Genomic DNA, 21617 nt, shown 5'->3' with positions numbered 1-21617 from the left:
AGCCTATCGACCGGCTCTCGTACTACAGCCAGCCGTTGCGCTTGAGCGTGCGGTGGATGGCGAAACAGACCACCGCGATGCCCGTGAGCACCAGGGGATAGCCGTACTTCCACTTCAGCTCCGGCATGTGGTCGAAGTTCATGCCGTAGATGCCGCAGACCGCCGTGGGGACGGCGATGATCGCCGCCCAGGAGGTGATCTTGCGCATGTCCTCGTTCTGGGCGACGGTCGCCTGGGCCAGGTTGGCCTGGAGGATGGAGTTCAGCAGCTCGTCGAAGCCGATGACCTCCTCCTGCACGCGCGCGAGGTGGTCGGCGACGTCGCGGAAGTACTTCTGGATGTCGGGGTCCACGAGTCGCATCGGCCGCTCGCTCAGCAGCTGCATCGGACGCAGCAGCGGGGAGACGGCCCGCTTGAACTCCAGCACCTCGCGCTTGAGCTGGTAGATCCGCCCCGCGTCGCCACCGCGCGGGCTGCCCTTGGCGGGCGCGGAGAAGACGTCGATCTCCACCTCGTCGATGTCGTCCTGCACGGCCTCCGCGACGGCGATGTAGCCGTCGACGACATGGTCGGCGATGGCGTGCAGCACCGCGGAGGGGCCCTTGGCGAGCAGCTCGGCGTCCTTCTGCAGCCCGTGCCGCAGCGCGCGCAGCGAACCCTTGCCGCCGTGCCGCACGGTGATGACGAAGTCCCGGCCCGTGAAGCACATCACCTCGCCGGTCTCCACGACCTCGCTGGTGGCGGTGAGTTCCGCGTGCTCGACGTAGTGGATCGTCTTGAAGACGGTGAACAGGGTGTCGTCGTACCGCTCCAGCTTGGGCCGCTGGTGGGCGTGGACCGCGTCCTCGACGGCGAGCGGGTGGAGCCCGAACTCCGCGGCGATACCGGCGAATTCGGCCTCCGTCGGCTCGTGCAGCCCGATCCAGGCGAAACCGCCGCCCTCCCGCACCCGCAGCATCGCCTCGTGGGGCGTCAGGCACGCGGTGCTCTCGAGGCGCCGGCCGTCACGGTAGACGGCGCAGTCGACGACCGCGCTGGAGGCGGAGGGGTCACGGGTGGTGTCGTAGCCGCTGTACGGGGTGCTGCTCTTGCGCAGCGAGGGGCGGACCGCTGCGCGCAGGTCACGGATCATCGACATGGCTGGCTCCTTCACGGAGAGGCCGTCGGCGGTGGCGTGGCACAGCCCGGAATGGGGACGTGAGACGTACGTCCGCAAAGCGGGCGGCACCGCGGGAGCGCGGTGACGGCGTTCGCTACAGACAGGCAAAAACGAAGTGCTCGCGCTCTTCCGTCGTGCGAAAAGCCGTGGGGCCCCGTGCGGGAAAGGCCTCAGTACACCGGATTCCGGTTCGTCGGGTCAGGACCGGCGAAGGGAACGGTGCCGTGCGGAAGAGCTGCTGGTACTGCACGATCGACTTCGACCCACCGCAGCCTCACCTCCTCCGGCCGGTCCCCCGTGAGGGACGACGTGTCGTCAGGACTTGAAGGCAACACTTCTGTGTCCGTCCCGACCAGCGGCCAAGCCTATCAGCCGACTACGGGTCAATCCCTGTGTTTGCCCGCTCCTTACGCGTTTTATGCTCGCGACATGGAAGACGTTCTTGCTCTTGTCGAAGCCCGGCTGCGCAGCGCCCTCGGAGAACCGGACGCCCGCGCCGCGGTGACCTTTCTGGGCACCGACCGCATCGAGGTGCTGCGTTTCCGGGACAGTGACGGCGGCAAGGACATCGTGCGCTACGCCACCCTCGGCATGTCCGCGCACCCGATGACCGACCCCACCGCGGCCCTCGCCGACCCGGTGAAGGGCCCGCGCGCGGAGCTGGTGCTCACCGTCCGGGCGGGGCTCGCGGACACCGACAAGGTGCTGCGTCCGCTCGCGGTGCTGGCCGCGTCCCCGCAGGTGGAGGGCGTGGTCGTGGCACCGGGCGCCTCGCTCGACGTGGGTGACGCCCTGTGGCCTTCCGCGCCGTTCAGCTCCGTGCTCGTCGCGGAGCCGGGCGGGCTGGTGGAGGACCTGGAGCTGGGCGACCCGATGGACCCGGTGCGCTTCCTCCCGCTGCTGCCCATGACGTCGAACGAGGCGGCGTGGAAGCGGGTGCACGGCGCGGCGGAACTCCAGGAACGCTGGCTGACGCACGGGACGGACCTGCGCGATCCGCTGCGCCGGTCCGTGACGCTGGACTGAACCACTCGGCACAGCAACGGCGTTGGCGGGCCGGTGGACGTATGACGCAGTTTCAGTTCGTCCCTCGTTGCCGGCCGCGCCGCTTCCGTCCTCACCAGGACGGTCGCCTTCCCCGAAGCGCAGGCCGTTGCTCCGATCGGGTGCCTTCCGCCCGGCCGGGCCGTTCGGCGCCGGCGTGACGCCGCATGCCTGATAAGTGATTCGTACATTTACTTTCACCGGGCCACAGGCGCGCTCCGGACGGGTGATCGTCCTTGACGCGGCGTCCACCGGAGAGGACCGTTGACCCTTATGAGGGGCGAACCCAGTTGCCCGAAGTGCGGTGGCCGGGTGAGGGCGCCCGGTCTCTTTGCCGACTCCTGGCAGTGCGATGTGCACGGCGCCGTGCACCCGCTGCAGCCGGTGATCCCGCCCAGTGTCGAAGCCCTCGGTGTCGTCGTGCACCGCGCGCAGGTCCCCGTGTGGATGCCCTGGCCGCTTCCGGTCGGCTGGCTCTACACCGGTGTCGCCTATGCGGGCGACGACCGCAGCGGCGGCCGGGCGACGGCCGTCGCGTGTTCCGGCCCGGGGCCGCTCGGCGGCATCGGAGAACTGCTGTTGATCGCCGAGGAGCTCGGCGTCGGCCTCGGGTCCCGTTACGCCGGTATCGACGGTCCGGACCCCGGGCCGCACATCGAGGTGGAGAAACCGCCGCAGGCCAAGGTGCTCGCCGCCGGCCGGCCCACCCCGCTGTGGCATGTCAAGGGCACCCCCGACGACCGGGCGGTGTTCGCCGGCGAAGCGCGGGGCCTGTGGCTGTGGGCGGTGGTCTGGCCGGAGCAGTCCGGGCTGCTGATGTACGACGAGCTGGTGCTCACGGACCTGCGGGACGCGGGCGCCGAGGTCGAGCTGCTGCCGTGCGGAGCCCTGTCGCCGCGCCTCCTCTCGTAGCGGGCCGTCTCCTCGGGCGGCCGGGGCGTGCGCTGCGGCGGCCGGGGCGTGCTTGTGCGGCAGTTATCCTGAGGTGTCCCTGTCCGCCCCGAGCCCCCGGAGTCACGCGTCGTGCGCATCGACCTGCACACCCACTCCACGGCCTCGGACGGCACGGACACCCCGGCCGAGCTGGTGCGCAACGCGTCGGCCGCCGGTCTGGACGTCGTCGCGCTGACCGACCACGACACCACGCGCGGCCACGCGGAGGCCGCCGCGGCCGTCCCTGCGGGAGTGACTCTCGTCACCGGAGCCGAACTCTCCTGCCGCCTCGACGGCATCGGTCTCCACATGCTGGCGTACCTCTTCGACCCCGAGGAGCCCGACCTGCTGCGCGAGCGGGAGCTCGTGCGCGACGACCGGGTGCCGCGCGCCCGTGCGATGGTCGGCAAGCTCCGGGAGCTCGGCGTGCCCGTCGAGTGGGAGCAGGTCGCACGTATCGCCGGCGACGGCTCTGTAGGCCGGCCCCACATAGCGGAGGCCCTCGTCGAGCTCGGCGTGGTGCCCTCCGTGTCCGACGCCTTCACGCCCCAGTGGCTGGCCGACGGCGGCCGGGCGTACGTGGAGAAGCACGAGCTCGATCCCTTCACGGCGATCCGCCTGGTCAAGGCCGCCGGCGGCGTCACCGTCTTCGCCCACCCGCTCGCCGTGAAGCGCGGTCGCGTGGTGCCTGAGGCCGCCGTCGCGGAGCTCGCCGCATGCGGCCTCGACGGAATCGAGGTCGACCACATGGACCACGACGAGGCGACCCGCGCCCGGCTGCGCGGCCTCGCCCAGGAACTCGGCCTGCTGACGACGGGCTCCAGCGACTACCACGGCAGCCGCAAGACCTGCCGGCTCGGCGAGTACACCACCGATCCCGAGATCTACGGCGAGATCACCCGCCGTGCCACCGGGGCGTTCCCGGTGCCGGGCACGGGCGGAGCCGTTTCCTAGGGCGTTCTTGCGCCTGGCGTCCCCACGTCCTCGATCGCGTGGGACGCGCCCTCACCCCCGCTTGCCCCATTTCGTACGACCCTCTCCCGCAAGGCCCTCACTGTGTTCGACGCTGCCGTTTTCGGCTCCCTGTTCCTGACCCTCTTCGTCATCATGGATCCCCCCGGGATCACGCCGATCTTCCTCGCCCTCACCTCCGGGCGCGCCACCAAGGTGCAGCGCCGGATGGCGTGGCAGGCCGTGGCCGTCGCCTTCGGCGTGATCACGGTCTTCGGCATCCTCGGTCAGCAGATCCTCGACTATCTGCATGTCTCCGTCCCCGCGCTGATGATCGCCGGCGGACTGCTCCTGCTGCTGATCGCCCTGGACCTGCTCACCGGCAAGACGGACGAGCCCAAGCAGACCAAGGACGTCAACGTGGCGCTGGTGCCGCTGGGTATGCCGCTGCTGGCGGGGCCCGGCGCGATCGTCTCCGTGATCCTCGCCGTGCAGCACGCGGACGGGGCGGGGGAGCAGGTCTCCGTGTGGGCGGCGATCGTCGCCATGCATGTCGTGCTCTGGCTGACCATGCGCTATTCGCTGGTGATCATCCGCCTGATCAAGGACGGCGGCGTGGTGCTGGTGACCCGGCTCGCCGGCATGATGCTCTCCGCGATCGCCGTGCAGCAGATCATCAACGGCGTCACCCAGGTCGTCCAGGGCGCCTGACGGCCTGCCGGGACGCAGCACGCCCCCGTACGGTTCGTCCGTACGGGGGCGTCGTGCGTCGTCGAGCTGGTCAGGCGTTATGAAGCAGCGTCGATGTCGGCGGGCCGGATGTAGATGCGCTGGCCGTTGTAGGCGGCCTGCTGCACGATCCGATTGACGGAGGCGGCGTCCACGACCGTACTGTCGACAGCCGTGCCGTCGATGTCGTCCAGTCGCATGATCTCGAAGCGCAAGCGCTTCTCCCTTCGTCTGATCCTCCTGCAGGAGAACTGAGTGGCTGACAGACGGATGTCTCCGTCTGTGTATACGAATGTCAACGGGATGCATCCTGCAAACATTCCCTACGCTAAGGAAATTTTTCGGATGCCTAACTACTGGCGGGTAGTGCCCGGGACACGGACAATGAGCCCCGTATGAACGACGCAGAGATCCACCAGATCGCCGGCCGCCTGGAGCGCACCAATGAGCTCCTGCAGCGGATGCTCGCCGAAGTCGCGAAGACCCCGTCCACCCATGCCATCTTCGTCGACGCCGGTTACGTCTACGCTGCGGCCGGGTTGCTTGTGGCGGGCACGGAGGACCGGCGCTCCTTCGACCTCGACGCGGAAGGCCTGATCGAGGCCTTCATCGACAAGGCGCGCACCATCTTCGCCGACAGCCGACTGCTGCGGGTCTACTGGTACGACGGCGCACGGCGCCGTATCCACACGTCCGAGCAGCAGGCCATCGCGGAACTGCCCGACGTCAAGGTGCGTCTCGGCAACCTCAACGCCAACAACCAGCAGAAGGGCGTCGACTCCCTCATCCGCACCGACCTGGAGTCCCTCGCCCGGCATCGCGCCATCAGCGACGCGGCGCTCGTCGGCGGTGACGAGGACCTGGTCTCCGCGGTCGAGGCGGCCCAGGGATACGGCGCGCGGGTCCACCTGTGGGGCATCGAGGCGGGGGAGGGTCGCAACCAGGCGGAGCCGCTGCTGTGGGAGGTCGACAGCCAGCGCACCTTCGACCTGGACTTCTGCCGTCCCTACATCACCCGCAGGCCCGTGACGACCTACGAGAACGAGGGCTCGCCACCGCCCTCACGCGACGAGGTGCGTTTCGTGGGTGCGCAGATCGCAGCGACCTGGCTCGGCGAGCGCGGTCGTACCGAGCTGGCCGAACTGCTTCCCGGCCACCCCTATCTGCCCGGCTCCGTCGACCAGGACCTGCTCATCGAGGCGGAACGGCGGCTCCAGCGCTCGCTGCGCGGGCACGCGCTGCTTCGGCGTGCGCTGCGTGACGGCTTCTGGCAGCACCTCCAGTCCCAGTTCTGACCGCTGCTCCGGGAGCCGTGCAGAGCCCGTGACCGGCCCCCGTGTCCGGCGTCAGTACTGATCCCAGAACCGGACGAGCGCCGCGGCGGTCTCCGCCGGGCGGTCGGTGTTCGGGGAGTGCTCCGCACCGGCCACCACCGTCCGGTGCGCGCCCAGTCGCTCCGCCATCGCGTCCAGCAGCGGCACCGGCCAGGTGTCGTCACGTTCGCCCGACAGCACATGCGTGTGCGGCGGGCGTACGGCGGCGAGTTCGGCGACCCTGTCCGGTTCGGTCGTCAACTGCCGTCCCGTGGCAAGGAGCTGGGCCGGGTTGTGCAGCAGCCATCGGCGTCGCAGATCCTCCCGGTCCTCCGTGGCTTCCTCCGCCGCGTCCTCCGGTGCGTCGAAGGCGAGGATCGCCTCCCACACCTGGTCCATCGGCATCACCGTGAGCGCGTCGCTCAGCAGCTTCACCCGCTGCTGCTGGGCCGGACTGATCTGCGCCGGACCGGACGACATCAGGGTCAGCGTCACGAACGGTGAGGCGTCCATGAGGACGGCGGCGCGGGCGATCTGTCCGCCGAGTGAATGCCCCACGAGGTGCAGCGGACCACCCAGCGCCGCCGCCTGGGCCAGCACGTCCCGGGCCAACTCGTCCTGGGCGTACGCGGCTTGATCGGCAGAGCCGGCCGTTTCGTACTGGCCGCGGCCGTCGACCGTGACGGCGCGATACCCGGCCGCCGTCAGCGGCTCGAGCAGCGCGATGAAGTCCTCCTTGCTGCCCGTGTACCCGGGCAGCAGCAGCGCGGTGCCGCGCACGTCCCCGGACGGCCGCGCGTCGAGCACGGCGAACGCGCCGCGCGAGGTGGAGAGCGCGCGGGGACGGGCGCAGGCGGGCGGAACGAAGGTGGGCGGCCGGCTCATGCGGACGAGGCTAACGCGGGGGAGGCGGTACGGGGGCGGGCGGGGCCGCTGCACGCGGCGTGTTCCCCTGCCCCGCCCAGTGCCGAACCCGCGGGCGCTGCCCCGGACCCCGCGCTCGGCCCGGCCGGCGGCGCCTCCTGCGGCCGTCGGGCCGTGGAGAGAGATACCGAAGGCGGCACCGGCTCCGGGCGGAGCCCGGTCTCCGGAAGGGGCGGCGGGAAACGCAACGGCCCGGCCCCTTTCCGGGGCCGGGCCGTGACGAATCGCGTGGGCGTCAGCTCTCCGGCTGCGCCACCGCCTTGCGCGCACGCGTCCGACGCGGCTTCGCCTCCGGCTCCACCGTGGTCTCGGCCGCCACCGCCGCCTTGGGCTCCGCGGCCTTGCGGGCGCGGGTCCGGCGGGGCTTGGTCCCGGTGTCGGCCTCGACGGCCTCGTCGGCCTCGACCGTGGCGACGGCCTTGCGGGCGCGGGTCCGGCGCGGCTTCGTCTCCGTGTCGGCCTCGACCGTCACGGCCGCCTCGGCGGTGTCGACGGCCTTGGCCGCACGCGTCCGCCGGGGCTTCGCCTCGGTGTCGGTGGCTTCGGCGGTGTCGACGGCCTTGACCGCACGCGTCCGGGTCCGGCGCGGCTTGGTCTCGACGGCCGCTTCGGCGTCGACCGGCCCGGTGCCGGCTTCGACGGCGTCGACCGCCTTCGCGGCACGGGTGCGGCGACGAGGCTTGGCCTCGGCCTCGGGCTCGGTCGCGGTCTCCGCGACCGCGACGACCGCCTCGGCCTCCGCGACGACGGCCTGCGCGGCACCGCGCGTACGGCGGCGGCGCGGCTTGGACTCCGTCTCGGCCTCCGCCTCGACGACGGGCGCGGTCCGCTCGACCGTCTCCACGACGGCAGTCGCCTCCGCGGTCGCCTGCGCACCCACCCGGGTACGACGGCGGCGGCGCGGCGTGCGCGGCTCCGCGGACGCTTCGCCGGCGGCCTGCTCGGGAACGACTGCCTCGGCCACGGCCGTCTCGGCCGTCGTCTCCCCGCCGCGGGTGCGGCGACGCTGACGCGGCGTACGCGTACGGGCCGGGCGCTCTTCGTGGGCTGCCGGGGCCGACGCGGAGGCCCGGCGGCCGCGGCCACCGGTCTCGCCGAGGTCCTCGACCTCCTCCGCGGACAGACCGGCGCGCGTGCGCTCGGCGCGCGGCAGGACACCCTTGGTGCCGGCCGGGATGGACAGCTCCTCGAACAGGTGCGGCGACGTGGAGTACGTCTCCGGCGGGTCCGGGAAGCCCAGGTCCAGCGCCTTGTTGATGAGCTGCCACCGCGGGATGTCGTCCCAGTCGACCAGCGTCACGGCGGTGCCGGACGCTCCCGCGCGGCCTGTGCGGCCGATGCGGTGGAGGTAGGTCTTCTCGTCCTCGGGCGACTGGTAGTTGATGACGTGCGTGACGCCCTCGACGTCGATGCCTCGCGCGGCGACGTCGGTGCACACGAGAACGTCGACCTTGCCGTTGCGAAACGCGCGCAGCGCCTGCTCACGGGCGCCCTGGCCCAGGTCGCCGTGGACGGCTCCGGAGGCGAAGCCGCGGCGTGCGAGCTGGTCGGCGATGTCCGCCGCGGTCCGCTTCGTGCGGCAGAAGATCATCGCGAGCCCGCGGCCTTCGGCCTGCAGGATGCGCGAGACCATCTCGGGCTTGTCCATGGAGTGCGCGCGGTAGACGCGCTGGGTGGTGTTGCGGACGGTCGCGCCCTCGTCGTCGGGCGAGGTGGCGCTGATGTGCGTGGGCTGCGACATGTAACGGCGGGCGAGACCGATGACGGCGCCCGGCATGGTCGCGGAGAACAGCATGGTCTGACGCTTGGCCGGCAGCTGCTGGATGATCTTCTCGACGTCCGGCAGGAAGCCCAGGTCGAGCATCTCGTCCGCCTCGTCGAGGACCAGCGCGCGCACGTGCGAGAGGTCGAGCTTCTTCTGGCCCGCCAGGTCCAGCAGACGCCCGGGCGTGCCGACGATCACGTCGACACCCTTCCTCAGCGCCTCGACCTGGGGCTCGTACGCCCGGCCGCCGTAGATGGCCAGCACACGGACGTTGCGGACCTTGCCGGCGGTCAGCAGGTCGTTGGTGACCTGGGTGCACAGCTCGCGGGTGGGGACGACGACCAGTGCCTGGGGGGCGTCGGTCAGCTGCCCGGGCTCCGCCCGGCCGGCCTCGACGTCCGCGGGGACGGTGACGCGCTCCAGCAGCGGCAGGCCGAATCCGAGGGTCTTGCCGGTGCCGGTCTTGGCCTGGCCGATGACGTCGGAGCCGGAGAGCGCGACGGGGAGCGTCATCTCCTGGATGGGAAAGGGGGAAACGATGCCGACGGCCTCAAGGGCTTCGGCGGTCTCGGGAAGGATCCCGAGATCCCGGAAAGTCTGCGTAGTCAGGGTGTTGCCTCTTCTGTGAGACGCGGCGCGAGGCGAACGCTGGGGGTCGTACCGCACCTGGGTACTGGACCGGCCGTGGATTGGCCGGATGGCGCGGGACCACTGCCGTCGCTCGAGCGCTCGTACCGCTGAGGGGGCCCCTCATCTGCGGTCCTGCGCAACTGTGCGCATGATCCACGTGGAGGGCGGTCGGGGTCGGAGCCGATCGGGCCACCGACCGGGCATCCTCATTCATCAGACGGCCTACCGAGGGCACAGAAATACTCTGACGCTCAGCAGGCGCATTACCACTGTACCCCGGATTCGCGCATGTGTGTTGAGTGAATTCACGAGAACTGTGTTCCCGGCGTGGCTGACCAGGCCCTTCCCCTGTGTGGCGGGCGGGCTATTGTGCCGTTCATGGAGACGCCTGACAACGCCACTGAATCCACCGGTCACACCGGGATCGCCGCCCAGGACTGGGCTGCGGCGTCCGCAGAACCGCAGTATCGTGCCGCCGTCGTGGACCTGCTCGGGGCACTCGCGTACGGCGAGCTGGCGGCATTCGAGCGGCTCGCGGAGGACGCCAAGCTGGCGCCGTCGCTCGGCGACAAGGCCGAGCTGGCGAAGATGGCCTCCGCCGAGTTCCACCACTTCGAGCGGTTGCGGGACCGGCTCACGGCCATCGACGCCGAGCCGACGGCCGCGATGGAGCCGTTCGCCCAGGCCCTGGACGACTTCCATCGGCTGACCGCGCCGTCCGACTGGCTGGAGGGCCTGGTCAAGGCCTACGTGGGCGACTCGATCGCCAGCGACTTCTACCGCGAGGTGGCCGCCCGCCTGGACAGCGACACCCGCGCCCTGGTGCTCGCCGTGCTCGACGACACCGGCCACGGGAACTTCGCCGTGGAGAAGGTCCGCGCGGCGATCGAGGCGGACCCGCGCGTCGGCGGCCGGCTGGCCCTGTGGGCGCGGCGGCTGATGGGCGAGGCCCTGTCCCAGGCGCAGCGGGTGGTGGCGGAGCGGGACGCCCTGTCCACGATGCTCGTGGGTGGTGTGGCGGACGGCTTCGACCTGGCGGCCGTCGGCGAGATGTTCTCCCGGATCACCAAGGCGCACACCAAGCGCATGGCCGCGCTGGGTCTGGCGGCATAAGAACGGTTCTCACCGGTGCAGGGCAAGGCTTCGGAACTGGCTTAAGACGCGTTTCCCGGGGCCTTGCGTCCCGGTGTCGCCGCCGGCGTCCGGTCCGTCGCCCGGTAGTTCGCCCGGTCCGTCGTGCGGTTCGTCGCCGGGCCGGTCCTCCGGCCGTCCTTGGGGCGGCCGGACGTCGTTCGGGCTCAGAAAGGGAACGCGCGGCGCAGTCTGTGTGTGGACGGGCGGATCAGCAGTGAGAGCAGCACCGCCCCGATCGCCACGGCCCCGAGCAAGGTCGCGAGGAAGTGACCGGGCCCGAGGGCCACGTGCGTCACGTAAGCGCCGAACAGCGCGCCAACCGCGCCGGTGGCGAAGACCGCCCTGCGGGAGGGGAGCCGGTCGCCGAGGTGATGGACCGCCGCCCAGGAGAGTGCGAGCCCGAGCAGGACTGAACCGAGCGATTCCAAGAGCACTGATGATCTCCTCACGGACGCCGCGCGGGGCTGGGACGGTCGTAGCCGGTACTACCCGGCGTGCACGGAACGCAACCCTCCTGTCCGCGGTCCGGAGCAGCTCCTGAGCAGCGGAAGAGGGCCCGGCGGTCTCCCGCCGGGCCCTCTCCGAAATGCTTCACCACGCTCGCCCGGACACCGCCCGTGGCGTGCGCCGCCGTCGCGCTACAGCGCGCCGAACCCCACGCGCCGCGTCGTGGACTCACCGATGTCGACATAGGCGAGCCTGTCGACCGGTACCAGGACCCTGCGGCCCTTCTCGTCCGTGAGGCTGAGCAGCTGTGACTTGCCGGCCAGCGCTTCTGCCACGACGCGCTCGACCTCCTCGGCGGACTCCCCGCTCTCCAGAACGAGCTCCCGGGGCGCGTGCTGCACGCCGATCTTGACCTCCACGGCTATGTCCCTCCGAACGGTCAGTGCGTTGCGCGGTCAGCCGCGCCGTACGCAGCACACATTAGCCCCAAGGCGGCAGCCGTCAGGTGCCGCCCGGAAACGCCAGGAGCGAACAGCCGGACGCCGGGCCCCTGCCGAGGGCCCGGTCTCAGTGCTGCTGGTCGGTGCCGTGCAGCGGGAAGCCCGCGATACCGCGCCAGGCGAGCGACGTGAGCAGCTGTACCGCGGTGTCCCGCGGGATGGCCGAGCCGCTGGAGAGCCAGTACCGGGCGACGACCTGGGAGACGCCGCCCAGACCCACCGCCAGCAGCATCGACTCGTCCTTGGACAGGCCCGTGTCCTCCGCGATCACGTCGGAGATGGCCTCGGCGCACTGCAACGACACCCGGTCCACCCGCTCACGGACGGCGGGCTCGTTGGTCAGGTCCGACTCGAAGACCAGCCGGAAGGCACCGCCCTCGTCCTCGACGTAGGCGAAGTAGGCGTCCATGGTGGCGGCGACGCGGAGCTTGTTGTCCGTCGTCGAGGCGAGCGCGCCGCGGACGGCCTGGAGCAGCGACTCGCAGTGCTGGTCCAACAGAGCCAGGTAGAGCTCGAGCTTGCCCGGGAAGTGCTGGTAGAGCACGGGCTTGCTGACTCCGGCACGCTCGGCGATGTCGTCCATCGCCGCCGAGTGGTATCCCTGAGCCACGAAAACCTCCTGGGCGGCGCCCAGGAGCTGGTTTCTGCGGGCTCGGCGTGGCAGGCGTGTGCCCCGCGGGCGCGCCGCCTCTGTCTGCTCGATGGCTGTCACGCCGCCTCCCAATGTAAGAACAAGCACAGTTCTGACAAGCACAGTTCGGGCAGGCACTTCTTCGAACAAGAATTCCCCGGCCCGACGCGGAACTCCGCGCGCGCTGCGCGCCGCGCCCGCCATCGTACTTTTGGGTAACCCGGCTGTGCGTCGTGCGGACGCAGGATTTCACGGACCGGACGGTCTCGGAAGCTGCCGGTTCCCGCACCTTGCCCGGACATACCGGGGCAACGGGCGGCAGGTCACCGGTAGTCGTCCTCGTCGAGTTTGACCACGCGGGTCTGTTCGACGGCGTCCGCCTCGTTCGCGGCGGCCGGGTCGACGTGGTTCATCGGGTCGTCACGCTCGGCGCGCACGTCGGCGTGCTGCTCTGCGGCGTCGGCCTCGGGGACCTCTTCCGCACGCGTCCCGCTGTTCTCACTGTCGTCTTCCTCGAAGGTCTCGGGATCGGTCGGATCGACTGACATGCGGCACCGCTTTCGATGGAGAGCGCGCTTCGGTACGAGCCTATGAGGTACTGATTCATGTCGCTACGTGGTGATTCGGTGACGAGGTCCGGGTGCCCGGTAGGGCGCGAGTGATGTGTGACGCCGAACACATCGGACACCGCGTGATCGTCTCGTAACATTGCCGCATGTCTTCGACCGAGCTGCCGGGAGCCCGCGCCCTCAGTGCCGCGATGGCCCCGAAGGTCGCGGCGGTGCGCGTCGCCGACGGCGAGAAGCTCCGTTCCGTGTCCCTGCCCGGGCTCACCCTGACGGTCCGCTCCCGGCCCCCGGCTCGCGCCGGGCTGGCGCCCGCGCTGTACGTACACGGACTCGGCGGCTCCTCGCAGAACTGGTCGGCGCTGATGGCGCAGCTCGAGGACGTCGTGGACGGTGAGGCGATAGACCTGCCCGGCTTCGGGGACTCCCCGCCGCCGGACGACGGCAACTACTCGGTCACCGGTCACGCCAGGGCGGTGATCCGGTTCCTCGACGCGAGTGCCCGCGGTCCGGTGCATCTGCTGGGCAATTCCCTCGGCGGTGCCGTCTGTACCCGCGTCGCAGCCGTCAGGCCCGACCTGGTGCGCACCCTGACCCTTGTCTCGCCCGCCCTTCCCGAGCTTCGCGTGCAGCGCTCCGCCGTGCCGACCGCGTTGCTCGCCGTGCCGGGAATCACCGGGCTCTTCGCGCGGATGACCAAGGACTGGACCGCTGAACGCCGCACCCGTGGGGTACTGGCGCTGTGTTACGGAGACCCCTCACGGGTGACGAAGGAGGCCCTCCGCCACGCGGTCGATGAGATGGAACGGCGGATGAGCCTTCCCTACTTCTGGGACGCCATGACCAGGTCCGCACGGGGGATCGTGGACGCCTACACCCTCGGCGGACAGCAGGGTCTGTGGCGCCAGGCGGAGCGTGTGCTCGCCCCGACCCTCCTCGTCTACGGGCGCAAGGACCTCCTCATCTCGTACCGTATGGCGCGCAAGGCGGCAGTGGCGTTCCGGGGTTCCCGGATGCTGACGCTCCCGGACGCCGGGCACGTTGCGATGATGGAGTACCCGGAAGCGGTCGCCCAGGCCTTCCGGGAGCTGCTCGACGACTGCGGTAGGAGCTGATCCGGGGCGTGGGACGACACAGCCGCAAGGGCCCCCTCCCGAAGGGAGCCCGCACCGGCACGGACGGTGGACCGGACTCCGGCGAACGGGAGGCCGTGACCGCCGTACCCGGCAACGGCCGACGCAGGGTCTCGGCGGGGCCGGGTGCCGCTCCCGGGTGGAACACTCCTGTCCACGGCGGCGACCACGGGGCGCCGCACGCTCGCGGCGGGCACCCCGAGCACCGCGAGCCCGGCGGCGGCTGGGGCGACTGGCAGGGCACGCCGCCGGCCCAGGGCGCGCAGCGCGTCCAGCCGCCGCAGCCGCGCACCATGACCGGCGGGCCGCGTATACCGGGCCCGCGCCGGGAGTACGTCGAGGCCTTCGACCAAGCCCCCGACCCGCGCCCCCCGCGCCCTGACCGGTACTCGCCCGACTACCCCTACGACTCCGTCACCGACTGGGACACGGGGTACGGGCGGCCGCCCGAGATCGCCGCGGACACCGAGGCCGAGGACGCTGCCGACCCGGACACCGCGGCGGCCGGGGAACCGCCGGCCAAGGGCGGCAAGGGTCGTACGTTCACGGGGATCGCGGCCGCCGCGGTGACCACCGTGCTCGCCGTGGTGGTGGCCGGACAGGTCGCGACGGACCGGTCGGGCGAGATCGGGTCGCAGACGTCCGGCGGGGAGCGGGAGGCGCAGCAGCGGCCCGACCGTTCGGAGGGCAGGCCCACCCCGCCCCAGGCCGCGAAGCCGCCGGCCGCGCCCCCGACCTACCAGCAGCTGATGACGCGGCAGTTCCCGATCGACCCGGAGCTCAAGGCCTCCGGTGACTTCGAGGCTGTTCCCGGCTTCGACAGGGCGCCGGGCAAGGGCCGCAAGGTCAGCTACCGCATCGACGTCGAGAAGGGCCTCGGCCTGGACGGCGGCCTCTTCGCCAAGGCCGTCCAGGAGACGTTGAACGACGACCGCAGCTGGGCGCACGGCGGGGCCATGACCTTCGAGCGGATCTCGTCGGGCGAGGCCGAGTTCGTCATCACGCTGGCCAGCCCCGGGACGACCGCCGTCTGGTGCGCGAAGTCCGGGCTCGACACGACCGTGGACAACGTCTCCTGCGACTCCGCCTCGACCGAGCGCGTGATGATCAACGCATTCCGGTGGGCGCAGGGCGCGGAGACCTACGGCGACGACGCGATGCTGGCCTATCGCCAGATGCTCATCAACCACGAGGTCGGGCACCGTCTCGGCCACAACCACGTGAACTGCACCACGCCGGGCGCGCTCGCGCCCGTGATGCAGCAGCAGACCAAGACGCTGGACGTCGGCGGCATCAAGTGCCGGGCCAATCCATGGGTGCACCCCGGAGATTGAGCCACCCCTTCCCTGCTATGGCCGCAGCCTGACTCTGCGTAGACGAGTCGCACCGTAGCGCGACAGAACGCCGCCCGGCTGCGAAAGTTACGTGCATTCACCCCTTCCGGTGGCGCGACGGACAACCGTCCGTCGCGCCACCGGCATGTCCGCTTAACGTCGTTCCGCTGTGAGTCGCCGGAAATCGACGGCGGCCGCCCACAAGGGAAGATCGGGGGTGCACCTGTGCGGATCGGACTGCTTACGGAGGGTGGTTATCCGTATGCGACCGGTGAGTCCAGGCTCTGGTGCGACCGGCTGGTGCGCGGGCTCGAGCAGCACGAGTTCGACCTGTACGCCCTCAGCCGGAGCGCTCAGCAGGAGAAGCACGGCTGCCTCCAGCTGCCCCCGCAGGTTCGCAGGGTGCGCACGGCGGCCCTGTGGGCGCCGGCGGACGACGGGCGGACCTACGGGCGACGTGAACGCCGGCGCTTCGCGGGCCATTTCAAGGACCTCGCCGCCGCGGTGTGCGCCGACGGCGACGGATTCGCCGACGGGCTGTACGGACTGGGCGAACTCGCCCGTGAGCACGGCGGGCTGTACGCCGCCCTCCGCTCCGAGACGGCCGTGCGCGCCCTCGAGTCGGCCTGCCGGGCACCCGGCACACGCCGCACCGTCCACGGCGCGACGGTGGTGGACCACCTCGCCTTCGCGGACCGGCTCGAGCGGGCCCTGCGCCCCCTGCTCCTCGACTGGTACGACGAGGACGGCCTCGGCGCGGTCGACCTCTGCCATGCCGCGGGAGGTGGACCGGCGGCCTTGCCCGGCCTGTTGGCCAAACGCTTCTGCGGAGTCCCGCTGCTGGTCACCGAGTACGGCGTCCAACTGCGCGCCCACTACCTCGCGGCCACCGACGCCGGGCTGAGCGCACCGGTCCGGGCCCTCCTCGCCGCTTTCCACGGTCGGCTGGCCGCGGAGGTCTACCGGCAGGCGTCCGTCATCACGCCCGGCAACACCCACGCACGGCGCTGGCAGGAGAGGTGCGGAGCGGCCCGCGAAAAGCTGCGCACCGTCTATCCCGGCATGGAGGCGGATCGTTTCGCGGCTGTCGGCGAGAGTGCCGACACCGGTGATCCGCACACTCTCGTCTGGGTCGGACGGATCGAGCCGTCCAAGGACCTCATCTCCCTGCTCCACGCCTTCGCCGAGATCCGCAAGGCGGAACCGCTCACCAGGCTCCGGTTGTTCGGCGCGCCCGTGCAGAGCCCGGAGGCGGTCACCTACCTCGCCCACTGCAAGGCGCTCGCCGCCCAGCTCTTTCCCGACGAGGCCGACGGTGCCCATGCCGTGGGCGACAACCCGGTCTCCTTCGAGGAGATCGGCGGCCCCGAGGCGCCGGAACTCGTCGACGCCTACGCGGCAGGGGGCGTGGTCGTCCTGTCCAGCGTCGTCGAGGGCTTCCCGATCAGCCTCGTGGAGGCGATGTTCTGCGGTCGCGCGACCGTGTCCACGGACGTGGGCGCGGTCGTGGAGGTCATCGGCGGCACCGGCCTCGTCGTGCCCCCGCGCAATCCGCGGGCGCTCGCGGACGCCTGTGTCTCCCTGTTGCGTGACGGGGCACGGCGGGAGCGGCTGGGCGCCGCGGCGCGCGCCCGCGCACTCGAACTCTTCACCGTGGAACAGAACCTGACGGCATTTCGCGGCATCTATCTGGAGCTGATGTCGCACTCACCGGTCCAGCGGGACGTCGTCGGCGCCGACGGCGGACCGCTGCCCTTCGCGCACCCGGCCGAGTGTCACGTCCCGGCCCCCTGGACCGGCGCGACGGCCCGCCCCCGTACCCCGAGCTGGGCGGAGGAGCCGCGTCTCGTCGCGGCCGGAGCTCCACCGGAGACGGCGAAGGAGACACAGCCATGACGGCCCCGAGAGTCACCGGGAGCCCGGCGCACGCGGAACCGGCAACCGTCGGGCGGGCGCCCGACCCGGCCCTGGCCCTCGCGGCCCTCACCCAGCTCCACGAGGAACTGGCCACCGCGACCGCCGACGCGGTCGCGGGCCACCGGCCGGACGGGGCGGCAGAGCCGTCACCGGAGGCCGGCGCCGCACCGCGACCTGGGACCCGGACGGACGACGGCCGGACGGAGACCGTACGCCCCGGGCAGCCGCCGCGGGCCTCGGCCGCCGCGGACGGTGGCGCCGGCGGTGCACGGCAAGGACGCCGGGGGCCGGCCGACCCGGTCAAGGCGCTCATGCACCGCCACCGCGACCTGTGCGAGCAGGCCGTCGACCCGCTGGAGATCGCGGCGGGCCTCGAGGCGCACGGAGTCACGGACCGCACCGCGGCACGCTTCCGCCACCGCGATGTGTTCGCTCTCGCCGAGGAGATGTACGCGCGTGTGCCGCGAGCCAAGGAGCACACCGCCGCCCCCGTCCGGCCGGCGCGCGCCGCCGATCCGCGCGCCGGCCGGGCCTTCCCCGCCCCGGGGCTCCTCCTGGCGCTGCTGCCGGGCGCCGTGTGCGCCCTCACCGTCGCCGGCGCCGCGGCCACCGACGGTGCGCTCCGGCTCGTGGTGGGCGTGGCCGGCGCCGCCGCGGTGGCCGTCACGGTCGCGCTGTGCCTGCGGCGCGGGCCCCTGCGCGCGAAGGGCCGCACCGTCGCCTCCGTACGGATGTGGACGCTGTGCCTGCTCGCCCATGCCGCCTACGGCCAAGGGCTCCTGCGCGAGGTGACCACCGGCGGCCCCGACGGCGCCTGGCCCCTGGACCCCGCACCGCTCGTCGGGCTCGCGCTGGCCGTCGCCCCGGCGGCCTGGTGCGCCCACCTCTTCTCCGTGCTCGCCCGGCGCAGGCTCGAACGGAGTCGGGGGCTCGACGAGTTCGCCGCCGGCGCCCGGCCGCTGCTCCTCGTGTCGCTCGTCCTCTACACCGGCACGCTCCTGGCACTGCTCGCGGCGACCGGTGCGGTGCTCCCCGGCGACGCACTCGTCCCGACCGCCGCGCTCGGCGCGCTGCTGTTCCTCGCGCGTCTGCTCATCGTCCACGGCTTCGCGGGACCCGCGGCCACCGCCCTGGCCGCCGCGTGCGCCGCCGAAGCAGCCGCCCCGGCGCTGCTGCTGGCGGGACGCCTGCCCGGTCTCGCAGCCCTGGACCGTCCCGTGGAGGCGATCGTCGCCGCCTGGGGAGTGGCGGCCGTACCGGCTCTCGCCTGTGGCGTCGCCGCGCTCGGGCTGCTCGCCCACGCCGTACCGGCCCTGGCCCGGGCCTCGGCACACACCCCCTGACCTGCTCTGACGCCGCCGGCGCATCCGCCGCACTCCGCGGAGCCGACACCCCGGAGTAACCGGCCGCCATGGCACCGACAGCAACATCCCTAAGGAGAGAGCCACATGACACCGCAACACCCAGCTCCGGCCCGTCGGCCCCGAGGAGCCGCGCGATGAGGGTGCTCCTGCTCGGTGCCAATGGATTCCTCGGCCGCTTCGTCGCCGACCGGCTGCTCGCCGACCCGGCCGTGCACCTCACCGCTCTGGGCCGCGGCGACGACGCCGATGTCCGCTTCGACCTGTCCGGCGGCAGTCCGGGAGCGCTGACCCGCTTCCTGGGCGCCGTGCACCCCGGTGTCGTCATCAACTGCGCGGGCGCCACCCGCGGCGGCGCCCGTGAACTGACCAGGCACAACACCGTCGCTGTCGCGACCGTCTGTGAGGCGCTGCGCCGCAGCGGCTGCGGCGCCCGGCTGGTCCAGGTCGGCTGCGCGTCCGAGTACGGCCCCTCGCAGCAGGGCTCGTCGACCGCGGAGGACGCCGTCCCCCGCCCCGGCGGCCCCTACGGGGTGAGCAAGCTCGCCGCCACCGAGCTGGTGCTCGGCTCGGGTCTGGACGCCGTCGTCCTGCGCGTGTTCTCTCCCGTCGGCCCCGGCACGCCGGCCGGCTCCCCGCTCGGCCGGCTCGCCGAAGCCATGCGGCGCGCCATGCAGTCCGGCGACGGGGAGCTCAAGCTCAGCGGCCTCGGCGTGCAGCGCGACTTCGTCGACGTGCGTGATGTGGCGCGCGCCGTGCACGCCGCCTCGCTCTCGGCGGCGCAGGGCGTCGTCAACATCGGCACCGGCCGGGCCGTGAAGCTCAGGGACGCCGCGTCGATCCTCGCCAGGGTCGCCGGTTACGCGGGCGCCCTGCACGAGTTGGACGCGCCGCCCGGACGCCCGGTCATCGGCAGCCCGCGCTCCGAGTCGATCGTCGAGCACCTCGCCGCGACCCCCTCCCCTTATCCGGACGGCTGCGGAACCTGGCAGCAGGCGGACGTGCGCACCGCCCGCGACCGGCTCGGCTGGCGTCCCCGTATCAACCTCGAGGAGTCCCTCGCCGACATCTGGATGGAGGCGGCATGCCGCATTTGACCACCACGGACACACAACTGTCCGCCACCGGCGCCGAAAGACTGGGGTTCGGTGTCCCCGGTTACGCGCACCCCTTGCTCGCTCCCACCGAATGGGCCGAGCTGACCCGGCCGGGGACACCGCTGCACTGGGTCGTCCTCAACGTCGCCGCAGGGCCGGGCGACCGGCCCGACCCCCACTGTCTGGACGCCGTCGGCAGGCTGCGCAACGCCGGCGTGCGCGTCCTGGGGCACCTCGACATGTCCCACGGATCGCGGACCTTCGGCGACGTGGTGCGTGACGCCCAGCACTTCTTCGACTGGTACAAGGTCGACGGCTTCCTGCTGGACCGCTGTCCCACGGAACGGGCCGATCTGGCGAACGTGCGCCGGACCACCGCGACCCTGGATGCCGTGGTGGACGGAGGGCACATCGTGCTGGGGCACGGTTCTCACCCGTACCCCGGCTACGCGGAGGCCGCGGACCAGTTGGTCACCTTTTCCGGGCCGTGGGCGGAGTACCGCTGGTCACAGGTGGCGGAGTGGACGGCCGAATATCCGCCGGAACGGTTCGTCCATTTCGTCCACGGTGTGCCCCGCACGCACCTGGAGGAGGCCACCCGCATCGCCCGGTGGCAGGGCGCGGGCACCATCTTCTTCACCGACCGGGGCGGCCGATGGGAGGGGAAGGGGCATATCGGTCCATTCGAGACACTGCCCGGTTACTGGGACGAAATCGTCTCGCAGATCGGACGTGGTGTCTCGGAATGAGAAGGGCCGTGGCAGTGTTACGAGGAGAACAACCGTACTGACATACCGACCGACGGAGCCCCCGTGTCGCTGCCACCCCTGGTCGAGCCCGCAGCCGAGCTCACCGTAGACGAGGTCCGCAGGTACTCCCGCCACCTGATCATCCCGGATGTCGGGATGGACGGGCAGAAGCGGCTGAAGAACGCCAAGGTGCTCGCCGTGGGTGCGGGCGGACTCGGTTCGCCGGCCCTGATGTACCTGGCGGCCGCCGGTGTCGGCACGCTCGGCATCGTGGAGTTCGACGAGGTCGACGAGTCGAACCTGCAGCGCCAGATCATCCACAGCCAGGCCGACATCGGCCGTTCCAAGGCCGAATCCGCCCGTGACAGCGTCAAGGGCATCAATCCGTACGTGAACGTCGTCCTCCACGAAGAGCGGCTCGAGGCCGACAACGTGATGGAGATCTTCAGCCAGTACGACCTGATCGTCGACGGCACGGACAACTTCGCCACGCGCTACCTGGTCAACGACGCGTGTGTGCTTCTGAACAAGCCGTACGTGTGGGGTTCGATCTACCGCTTCGACGGCCAGGCCTCCGTCTTCTGGTCCGAGCACGGGCCCTGCTACCGCTGCCTCTACCCGGAGCCCCCGCCGCCGGGCATGGTCCCGAGCTGCGCCGAGGGCGGCGTGCTGGGTGTGCTCTGCGCGTCCATCGGTTCGATCCAGGTCAACGAGGCTATCAAGCTGCTCGCGGGCATCGGTGAGCCGCTGGTGGGCCGGCTCATGATCTACGACGCCCTCGAGATGCAGTACCGCCAGGTGAAGGTCCGCAAGGACCCGAACTGCGCGGTCTGCGGCGAGAACCCCACCGTCACCGAGCTCATCGACTACGAGGCCTTCTGCGGCGTCGTGTCCGAGGAGGCCCAGGAGGCGGCGGCCGGCGCGACGATCACTCCCAAGCAGCTCAAGGAGTGGATCGACGACGGCGAGAACATCGACATCATCGATGTCCGCGAGGTCAACGAGTACGAGATCGTCTCGATCCCGGGCGCCCGGCTGATCCCGAAGAACGAGTTCCTGATGGGCACCGCCCTCCAGGATCTGCCCCAGGACCGGAAGATCGTCCTGCATTGCAAGACGGGTGTCCGCAGTGCGGAAGTCCTCGCCGTGCTGAAGTCGGCGGGCTTCGCCGACGCGGTGCACGTCGGCGGCGGCGTCATCGGCTGGGTCAACCAGATCGAGCCGGAGAAGCCGGTCTACTGATCGCCCTGGCAACGGACGGGCCCCGGACCGCGTCGAGCGGTCCGGGGCCTTCGTCGTC

Annotated in this window: 21 protein-coding genes; 13 read left to right on the top strand and 8 right to left on the bottom strand. The window is 71.5% G+C overall.

Annotated elements, in window-relative coordinates; translation table 11 throughout:
- Positions 1-22: 22 nt before the first annotated feature.
- Positions 23-1138 carry a magnesium and cobalt transport protein CorA gene (locus GLX30_RS12920; protein ID WP_159687640.1) on the bottom strand — a complete coding sequence of 372 codons (1116 nt, stop codon included), beginning with the start codon at positions 1136-1138 and terminating at the stop codon, positions 23-25.
- A gap of 450 nt (positions 1139-1588) precedes the next feature.
- On the opposite strand from GLX30_RS12920, the gene GLX30_RS12915 reads away from it, so the two are divergent.
- From GLX30_RS12915 to GLX30_RS12900, 4 genes are all read left to right on the top strand, one after another.
- Positions 1589-2185, top strand: coding sequence for a suppressor of fused domain protein (locus GLX30_RS12915; RefSeq protein ID WP_159687636.1), 597 nt, complete (start codon positions 1589-1591; stop codon positions 2183-2185).
- A gap of 291 nt (positions 2186-2476) precedes the next feature.
- A complete protein-coding gene (locus tag GLX30_RS12910) occupies positions 2477-3115 on the top strand; it encodes a DUF6758 family protein (protein WP_159687633.1) in 639 nt (212 codons plus the stop codon).
- A 111-nt stretch (positions 3116-3226) separates the two neighbouring features.
- Entirely contained in the window at positions 3227-4090 is an 864-nt protein-coding gene (locus tag GLX30_RS12905; RefSeq protein WP_159687630.1) for a PHP domain-containing protein, read from the top strand.
- Between the two features lie 102 nt (positions 4091-4192).
- The gene (locus tag GLX30_RS12900) at positions 4193-4798 is read left to right on the top strand and encodes a MarC family protein (protein ID WP_005312320.1); all 606 of its coding nucleotides are present in this window, start codon (positions 4193-4195) and stop codon (positions 4796-4798) included.
- 77 nt (positions 4799-4875) lie between these two features.
- On the opposite strand, the gene GLX30_RS34340 is transcribed toward GLX30_RS12900, so the two are convergent.
- Positions 4876-5031: a hypothetical protein gene (locus tag GLX30_RS34340; RefSeq protein WP_167306820.1), complete on the bottom strand. Its 156-nt coding sequence runs from the start codon at positions 5029-5031 to the stop codon at positions 4876-4878.
- A gap of 180 nt (positions 5032-5211) precedes the next feature.
- On the opposite strand from GLX30_RS34340, the gene GLX30_RS12895 reads away from it, so the two are divergent.
- Positions 5212-6111 carry an NYN domain-containing protein gene (locus tag GLX30_RS12895; protein ID WP_159687626.1) on the top strand — a complete coding sequence of 300 codons (900 nt, stop codon included), beginning with the start codon at positions 5212-5214 and terminating at the stop codon, positions 6109-6111.
- Between the two features lie 51 nt (positions 6112-6162).
- Here the strand turns inward: GLX30_RS12895 and GLX30_RS12890 are convergent, their stop codons facing one another.
- Both GLX30_RS12890 and GLX30_RS12885 read right to left on the bottom strand, forming a co-directional pair.
- Positions 6163-7014 carry an alpha/beta hydrolase gene (locus GLX30_RS12890; RefSeq protein ID WP_159687623.1) on the bottom strand — a complete coding sequence of 284 codons (852 nt, stop codon included), beginning with the start codon at positions 7012-7014 and terminating at the stop codon, positions 6163-6165.
- Positions 7015-7288: 274 nt separating this feature from the next.
- Positions 7289-9331: a DEAD/DEAH box helicase gene (locus GLX30_RS12885; RefSeq protein WP_244258129.1), complete on the bottom strand. Its 2043-nt coding sequence runs from the start codon at positions 9329-9331 to the stop codon at positions 7289-7291.
- Between the two features lie 495 nt (positions 9332-9826).
- Here GLX30_RS12885 and GLX30_RS12880 point away from each other — a divergent pair, with 495 nt between their 5' ends.
- Positions 9827-10561 (top strand): ferritin-like fold-containing protein, encoded by a 735-nt coding sequence (locus GLX30_RS12880; RefSeq protein WP_037773809.1) that lies wholly within the window; start codon positions 9827-9829, stop codon positions 10559-10561.
- A gap of 185 nt (positions 10562-10746) precedes the next feature.
- On the opposite strand, the gene GLX30_RS12875 is transcribed toward GLX30_RS12880, so the two are convergent.
- The 4 genes from GLX30_RS12875 to GLX30_RS12860 all read right to left on the bottom strand — a co-directional run bounded on the left by GLX30_RS12875 (position 10747) and on the right by GLX30_RS12860 (position 12708).
- A complete protein-coding gene (locus tag GLX30_RS12875; protein ID WP_159687620.1) occupies positions 10747-11016 on the bottom strand; it encodes a hypothetical protein in 270 nt (89 codons plus the stop codon).
- A gap of 204 nt (positions 11017-11220) precedes the next feature.
- Positions 11221-11448, bottom strand: a complete 228-nt coding sequence (locus GLX30_RS12870) for a DUF3107 domain-containing protein (protein ID WP_053556957.1) — start codon at positions 11446-11448, stop codon at positions 11221-11223.
- Positions 11449-11596: 148 nt separating this feature from the next.
- Positions 11597-12241 (bottom strand): TetR/AcrR family transcriptional regulator, encoded by a 645-nt coding sequence (locus tag GLX30_RS12865; RefSeq protein WP_005312306.1) that lies wholly within the window; start codon positions 12239-12241, stop codon positions 11597-11599.
- A gap of 242 nt (positions 12242-12483) precedes the next feature.
- Positions 12484-12708, bottom strand: a complete 225-nt coding sequence (locus GLX30_RS12860; RefSeq protein WP_159687616.1) for a hypothetical protein — start codon at positions 12706-12708, stop codon at positions 12484-12486.
- Between the two features lie 167 nt (positions 12709-12875).
- On the opposite strand from GLX30_RS12860, the gene GLX30_RS12855 reads away from it, so the two are divergent.
- The 7 genes from GLX30_RS12855 (at position 12876) to moeZ (ending at position 21559) form a co-directional block, all read left to right on the top strand.
- Positions 12876-13841 carry an alpha/beta hydrolase gene (locus tag GLX30_RS12855; protein ID WP_159687612.1) on the top strand — a complete coding sequence of 322 codons (966 nt, stop codon included), beginning with the start codon at positions 12876-12878 and terminating at the stop codon, positions 13839-13841.
- Between the two features lie 8 nt (positions 13842-13849).
- Positions 13850-15193: a DUF3152 domain-containing protein gene (locus GLX30_RS12850; protein ID WP_159687609.1), complete on the top strand. Its 1344-nt coding sequence runs from the start codon at positions 13850-13852 to the stop codon at positions 15191-15193.
- Positions 15194-15418: 225 nt separating this feature from the next.
- Positions 15419-17089: a DUF3492 domain-containing protein gene (locus tag GLX30_RS12845; protein WP_159687607.1), complete on the top strand. Its 1671-nt coding sequence runs from the start codon at positions 15419-15421 to the stop codon at positions 17087-17089.
- Positions 17086-18453: a hypothetical protein gene (locus GLX30_RS12840; RefSeq protein WP_159687603.1), complete on the top strand. Its 1368-nt coding sequence runs from the start codon at positions 17086-17088 to the stop codon at positions 18451-18453. The genes GLX30_RS12845 and GLX30_RS12840 overlap by 4 nt, the downstream gene beginning before the upstream one ends.
- Before the next feature lie 155 nt (positions 18454-18608).
- Positions 18609-19568, top strand: coding sequence for an NAD-dependent epimerase/dehydratase (locus GLX30_RS12835; protein WP_159687600.1), 960 nt, complete (start codon positions 18609-18611; stop codon positions 19566-19568).
- Entirely contained in the window at positions 19556-20317 is a 762-nt protein-coding gene (locus tag GLX30_RS12830; protein WP_159687597.1) for a spherulation-specific family 4 protein, read from the top strand. Before GLX30_RS12835 ends, GLX30_RS12830 begins: the two co-directional genes overlap by 13 nt.
- Positions 20318-20380: 63 nt before the next feature.
- Positions 20381-21559 carry an adenylyltransferase/sulfurtransferase MoeZ gene (moeZ, locus tag GLX30_RS12825; RefSeq protein WP_159687595.1) on the top strand — a complete coding sequence of 393 codons (1179 nt, stop codon included), beginning with the start codon at positions 20381-20383 and terminating at the stop codon, positions 21557-21559.
- The last annotated feature ends 58 nt before the right edge of the window (positions 21560-21617 follow it).

Origin of the sequence: Streptomyces sp. Tu 2975, from assembly GCF_009832925.1 — a bacterium.
Lineage (GTDB): Bacteria > Actinomycetota > Actinomycetes > Streptomycetales > Streptomycetaceae > Streptomyces.
Note: the sequence above shows the minus strand (reverse complement) of the source record. Positions and strands in the feature narration are given on the sequence as shown.